General features: G+C 53.3%; 4 protein-coding genes. All 4 read left to right on the top strand.

The annotated features are described in order from the left end of the window. On the top strand, positions 1 to 2,258 hold a 2,258-nt coding region (locus tag ACWVCN_RS01460), incomplete at its 5' end, for a DUF6603 domain-containing protein (RefSeq protein WP_455243731.1). Next, the gene (locus ACWVCN_RS01455) at positions 2,255 to 5,251 is read left to right on the top strand and encodes a hypothetical protein (protein ID WP_455243730.1); all 2,997 of its coding nucleotides are present in this window, start codon (positions 2,255 to 2,257) and stop codon (positions 5,249 to 5,251) included. The genes ACWVCN_RS01460 and ACWVCN_RS01455, both read left to right, overlap by 4 nt. Beyond that, positions 5,248 to 5,538 (top strand): hypothetical protein, encoded by a 291-nt coding sequence (locus ACWVCN_RS01450; protein WP_455243729.1) that lies wholly within the window; start codon positions 5,248 to 5,250, stop codon positions 5,536 to 5,538. Before ACWVCN_RS01455 ends, ACWVCN_RS01450 begins: the two co-directional genes overlap by 4 nt. A 45-nt stretch (positions 5,539 to 5,583) precedes the next feature. After that, on the top strand, positions 5,584 to 6,873 hold a 1,290-nt coding region (locus ACWVCN_RS01445; protein WP_455243728.1), incomplete at its 3' end, for a hypothetical protein.

Here is a 6,873-nt window from a genome sequence, read left to right as displayed (position 1 = left end):
TAATTGCCGGTTGGTCAAGTATCGATGGTCTCTACTTCAAGGGTTCTGCAGGATTGGAGATAACGATTCCCATTCACAAATCTATCGGACCCGTAAGAATCGACTCTGTTTACGTTGCGATTGGATTAGATGAAAAGACGATCACTACAGTGGCTGCCGCTTCTATAGGCGCCAAGATAGGGCCTGTTGGGGTCAGTGTAGAAAGGATCGGAATCAAATTTCCAATTGGCTTTCCAGACAACCGTGACGGGAACTTAGGACCGATCAATTTGGAAAGTCCGCAATTTCATCCTCCTATAGGCGCTGGAGCGTTCATTGAGACAGAGGCCTTCACCGGCGAGGGTTACCTGAGATTTGAGGAGGACGATAAGCGATACGTGGGGATGCTGCAAATAGAAGCCTCGGGGTATGGTGTTGCGGCGACCGGGCTGATCACCACGAAAATGCCCGATGGCTCGAATGGCTTTTCGATGCTCGCGATCATTGCGGCGGAGTTTAATCCAGGTATTTCTCTGGGGGCTGGTTTCTTTCTGGAGGGAGTGGGAGGCCTCGTTGGAATCCACCGAAGCATGCTGGTGGACAACATCCGCCAGGGTATTCGCGATCGGAGCATCGATTCAATCCTGTATCCTGAAGACATCGTTCTCAACGCATCGCGGATCATCAGTGATCTACGCGGCACATTCCCGCCAACAGAGGGGCGCTATGTCTTCGGGCCGATCGCGCGGATAACCTTCGCTCACTACGTCCGTGGTGAAATCGGATTCATGATCGAAGTCCCAGGCCCGGTACGTCCCGTGATGCTGGGTCAGACTTCCGTAAGAATTGCTAACGATGGGTATGTTCTGGTTGAAATTCACGAGGATGTGCTTGGGGCGATCGATTTTGCGAAGAAAACCATCTCGTACGACGCATCCATTTATGACTCGAGTCTTCTTATCTTTAGTCTAACAGGTGATTCTGCTTTTCGTCTAAGCTGGGGAGACCAACCTAATTTTGCACTCGCGATTGGGGGACTCAACCCACGATATACCCCGCCCCCGAATTTTCCGAGTATGAATCGTCTGAGGCTTAGCCTGGGATATCGAGATATTGTAAGGATCAATCTGGACACCTACTTAGCGATCACATCCAATTCATTTCACCATGGAGCCAAAGTAGAGGTAAGTGCAGAGGAGGGAAAATTCTCGCTGCACGGGCACCTTGGCTTTGACACGCTTTTCAACTTTTCACCTTTCTTCTTTGTCGCGGGCGCCGGCACCAGTGTAACGATAGAGGTGGCAGGTAAAACGATTACGACTGTACAACTGGATCTGACATTTTCGGGTCCACAGCCTTGGCAAGTTGCCGGTAAAGCGACCTTTGAGTTCTGCTGGGTAAAACATTCGATACCTGTTAATGCGACATGGGGAGGCGGTCCAGCGGTGACGCTGGAACCCGTGAATCCCTGGCCTTTGCTCCAGGCCGCACTTGAGGACCCGGGTAATTGGGAAGCAAAAGTGCCGGAAAGCGTTCGAACGGCGGTCGCGCTGCGAAAGATTGAAATACCAAGTGGGGCTGCTCAGCCAACAGATATTGTTGTTCTCAGTCCAATGGCGGGTTTAGAGATTCGTCAGCGTGTTTTGCCTTTTAATATTGAAATGGATCTGTTTGGCAACGCGCCGATACAAGGAGATAAGCGCTATAGTTTTACTAAGGTACAGAGCAGAGCAGTAGGTGCAACCGTAGGCACAGATTTGGATTTCGATTACGGGAAGGAATACTTCGCGCCCGCGCAGTTTCAATCGATGTCACATGAGGCCAAATTGTCGCTGCCAGCCTTTGAAAAACTTGATGCAACAATTGTGGTTGGTACCGATGATGTCGATACTCGGAAGTCTGTGTCCTGTCCACTGACCTACGAAACAAAAGTCATCGATGATAATCGTGTCACCCGTGAAGTGGGAGAGGAGGGTCGCACCTTGCCATGGCGTTCGGCACGCTACCAGCTTGCCGGGTCCGCAGCCCGCACTGCGGTCATCAGTACCGCACGGCTGCGAGCTTATGCGCCATTAGGAGCTGAGGCGAAAGTCACAATGACTGAAGAAGGCTACGGGATTGTGGGTACGACGGATATGGGTTTGAAAGCGAAAATTCAGAGAAACGACGGAAGTCTAACCCATGCCGAGGCTATGTATCTGATACAGGATTATCTGGCCAGCCATCCGGAGGAGGTTGGAAACATACAGGTGGCGCCGAGTTACGAGGTGGCAGCATGAGTGAACCGCTGGCGAACTATCTTTTTATGCCGTGGTTTCGCCAAGGATTGGCGGCTAAGATCGTCGGTGAATCCGCTGTCACTTCGCACCGTGCTGGCTTTCAAGTCATGCTGCAAGTTAACGAACTTCGGAATGAGCAGATCACAAAGCCAGTGGAGTTGTATGGCCCAGGTGACGTGATCAATTTCGATCACCGTGTTGTTGTTCGAACGGATCCGAAAAGGGACGTCGGCGATTTTGAACCCAATTATTTTCCACAGATCGAGTTCACACAGCCGGATTTTCCGTGGCGGTATTCGCCTGTCGCCGTCGACGGTAACGATCCGTTGCGTCTTCCTCCCTGGATCTGCCTTATAGTTCTGCGAGAACAGGAGTTTGGTCCGCCTGATCCTGGCATATTGCAAGCAAGCAGTACCAATCGGGAACAGACACTGCCTTCCGCCATCACAGTCAACAGTCAAAAGAAGAGCCTACCGGATTTGGCCCAGAGTTGGGCATGGGCGCATGTGCAACTAACCGTGAAAGAGGACGAACTTCAGGATCTGGTGACAGATATTCAAGCGAACGATCTGGAAGGGCTTCGCCAGATCATTCGCGACGAACCTGAACGCGCTGTCAGTCGTCTGGTTTGCCCGAGGCGGCTTGAAGCCGGGGTGCTCTATCGCGCATTTGTCGTGCCAACGTTCGAAAACGGTAGACGCGCCGGTCTAAGACAAGAAATCGAAGCTGGCCGCACCGATCCAGCTTGGGATACCAACAAAAATGAACCCATTACGTTACCCTATTACTACGATTGGGAGTTTCGCACTGGGCTTCGAGGGGATTTCGAATCCCTCGTTCGCTTGCTGGAGTCACGTCAACTGGACAAAGAGAGTGGTGTAGGTTTGCGCGACATGGACTGTGAAAAGCCTGGATACGATCGCCCGCCCGTTGAACGAAGCGATTTGCCTCCCGATGATCCTCGCCGCCATGTCATGGCGCTCGAAGGCGCATTGACCACAGTGGATGCTATCCCCGATCCGAAGGCCTGGCCGCATCCTGAAGATCAGCCCGGCGGTTTCCGTGACAAGCTGATAGAACTGCTGAAATTGCCCGAAGATCAAATCGAATCCGGAAGGGACGAACATTGGGTTGTTCCTCCGATCTACGGGCGTTGGCATGCTGAGCGCAGAAGATTGCCAGCCGAAAGTCGTGCCTGGCTCAATGCCTTAAACCTGGATCCACGGTACCGTGTTGTAGCCGGATTTGGCACGTTGGCTGTCCAGCAAGAGCAGGAAAAGCTCATGGCCGAGGCGTGGAGGCAAATCGGCGCGGTTAACGAAGCGAACGAGCAGTTACGCCAGGCTCAACTCGGCTGCGCCGCAAGCCAAAAGCTTTTCCAGCGCCATCTCGGAAACCTGCCGCATGCCGATTTTATCCGGCTTACCAGGCCTGTACATTCACGAGTTCTCGCAGAGGTCGAGTCGCCGGACGGTGACAATACCAAGGTTACTGTCCAGCAACAGATCAAGAAAAGTCCAATCCCTGCGGCGGCAATGGAACCCGCATTTCGTCGTGTGGCACGGCGGCGTGGTCCATTACGACGAAAACGGCAGCAGCCCGATGCGGACCGGGACCGAGAAGATATCCTTGAGCGACTAAATAAAGGGGAGGTGGCTGCGGCGGGACTATTATCCTCACCCCATGGCGCCCCAGGCATGGGGGACATATCCGACAGTCGGCGCCCTTCTTGGGCATCCGGCCCACTCTGGCCGTGGCTGAAACGGCTGCACTGGATCCTCCTCGTATTGGCAGCGCTGCTCCATGTGGTGGTCGGGGTACTGTTCGCCTTGGGAGTAAGCATTTCACCTAGCCATCCCCTTGTTGTGGCCGCAAGTGCGTTGCTCGTATTAGCTGCGCTCATCGGTAGGCGACTTATCACCCCCGGTCTTATCGCTGAAAATGTACAAGAACAAAATCTTACGCCTGAAAGCGTTCGCTCCATGCCGGGGAGGCCGGACTTTGTCTTAGATTCACCAGGGTCCGACTTCTCGCCAGGGGCAACGGGTGAGCAGGATAGCGAAGCCGCCCGCGTATTCAGGGGGTTTGCCCAGCAGATGCAGGCGTTCCTGAGTCCCGCTCTGGCGCCTGAAGAGGATCTGACACCAATCGACACGAGGGCGGTGAGAGGCGCACTAATCGATGCGCTGAACCCACGGAAAACGATTCAGGCGAAGATGAAGAAGCGACTTCACCTTGGTGATGTGCTGCGCGGTGTTGAGGGCCTCGAGACGATCATGGGGGCACCCGAGTTTCATCAACCCATGTATGAACCCTTACGAGAACAGTGGCCGGATCTGCTGCTTCCGGGCGTGGGAAAAATCGAGCAGAACACGGTGACATTACTCAAGACGAATCCGCGTTTTGTCAAAGCTTACCATGTCGGGTTAAACCACGAATTCGCCAGGGAGCTGCTCTGGCGTGAGTACCCTACAGATCAACGAGGTTCATATTTCCGCCAGTTTTGGGATGTGAGCAACTTCGTTCCCCCGGAGTCTCTGTTGAAGGAGCTGGAAGACGAGGCGAAGGCAAGACATGGAGACATATGGGAGATGATGCCTCAGGCCAAGCGTGAAATGGAGGTTGCCTCGCTGTTGCGAGAACGACTCAAGGATATCCCTCCAATCCACAGCTGGCGTAATACAGATCTTGGCCAGGCCAGTAGCCGAGCAACCGATTCTCTGAGAGAAAAACTGGTACTCCTTGTTCGGGGCGATCTCTTGAAAAAATATCCAACGGCGGTGATCTACGCCTCCAAGGCAGACTGGAATAAGACGAAAACCAGCGTTGGCCATTTTTCGACGATGAACCGGAGCACAGAAGAGATCCGGTGCTGGGCGGCACCTTGCCCCCGGACATCACCTTCCTCGGATTTGCGTTGGAGGAGGAAGAGGCGCGGGGCTCGTTGGAACCGCCTGGCCCTGATATTGAAAACCTGGGGTGGTTCTTCGTGATTGAAGAGCGTGTTTCCGAGACGCGCCTTGGGATGGATGCCTATCGTGAAGGAGATCCACCACCCGATTTCACACAATGGAACTCCTGGGACCAACTGTCTTGGGGGCATTTAATTCATCACGATAACGGCTTAACTGATTCAGGGTATCCGAATGTCGAGGACGCGCCGGTGCCCAACAATGATGAGGGCTACACCTGGGATTCTGACGCGGCCACCATCGCGCGCATCACTGTCCAAAAACCAGTGCGTATCGCGGTGCACGCAGCGCAGATGCTGCCCGAGTGAAATAAGCTTTATAATCCCTGAGTGCGTCGATGACAGCATGATCCTATGGCAAGTATAAAAGAACTAAAAAGCAAACTAGAACAAAAGCAGCGAGGACAGGAAGCAAAGCAAAAGGAGCTTACCGAACTACGGGGGAAACTCCGCTCCCTAGGCCGGCGCGTCGAACAGCTGCGACGCGCTGGCATCCTGAACCAAGAAGATGCGCGCTCTCTGGAGCAGCGGTATACCTTCCAAGTCCACCAACGAAACCAAAGTCAATACCGGTCAGTCGAGTCCGAGCTAAAGCAAATACGTGATGATATCAAGAATCTGAAAGGAAAAATAAAAGACCTCGAGGGAACACCTTCAGGAAATCTTTCAAAAGGGGCTATTGGTCATCTCTCTAAAGATATTCCGTTTCTTCTGTTTCCGGTTCGCATCGAGACGAAGTTCATGCCCGATGAAGAGCCGGGTCCACAGCTCTGGGTGCGGATCTATCCCGATGATATTGCTATCGAAAGCCACGAGGAGCTCCTGACGCCGGAAGAGTTCAAAGCGGGAGCACAATACTACCGTGATTCTTGGCCGGCGTTGGTTGATCCTCCACCTGACGACGCCGAAGAAATTCGAAGAGGCGCCTGGCGGCGTCTCGTCACTGCCTTCGGTTCAGAACGCTCCGCCTGGATTCTACGAGTGCTGGACGATCAAAACTTCGACTTAAACCTGATTGCCGAGGGCGACTACAATACTAAGGAACGTAAGTATACGGTCGCTGAAAGCGCACAGTTATTCGCCGTAGGGTTTGATCCGGCGCTAGAACATGATCTCAACAATAAAGTAGTGCCCGAATCGTGGTACCCGAAGTTTGAACAGCAGGGATTTCCACTTTCTGATAGCGTTCGTGTGGTGCCCTCGGGCCAGCAATGGCACATCAGAGACCCTGAGACTCGGCAAACCTACAACGTCGTCAGAGACGCCGGTAGGTTGGCGGTTTTGATGATCGCTGGCCCTAGGTTCAAGGTAACCGAGGAGATATTGCTCTTCACAGATGACTTTAACGCAAGTAATGAAAGTGATCTCGAAAGCGGCGCAGTGCCGGAGTCTTGGCTTGCGAAATTCGAGGCAGGTGGTTTTGCGCTTTCCGACAACAGAAGTGTGAGCGTGATTCAAGCTGGTGCAGAATGGGAAATCACCAATCATGATCTATCGCAGACCTACAAAGTCATAAGGGATGATGACGAGCTGGGCCTGTTTGTGGTACCCGTTCCGACGCGGCCGGACGCCTGGAGTGAGGCGCCACGTTCACATGTTATGCCGGATCGTTTTGTAGTGCGATTGTACCGTAATGATGCCTTG

It is taken from the genome of Petrachloros mirabilis (genome assembly GCF_975968855.1).
The sequence above is the reverse complement of the archived record's forward strand: the minus strand, read 5'-3'. Positions and strand labels throughout refer to the sequence as shown.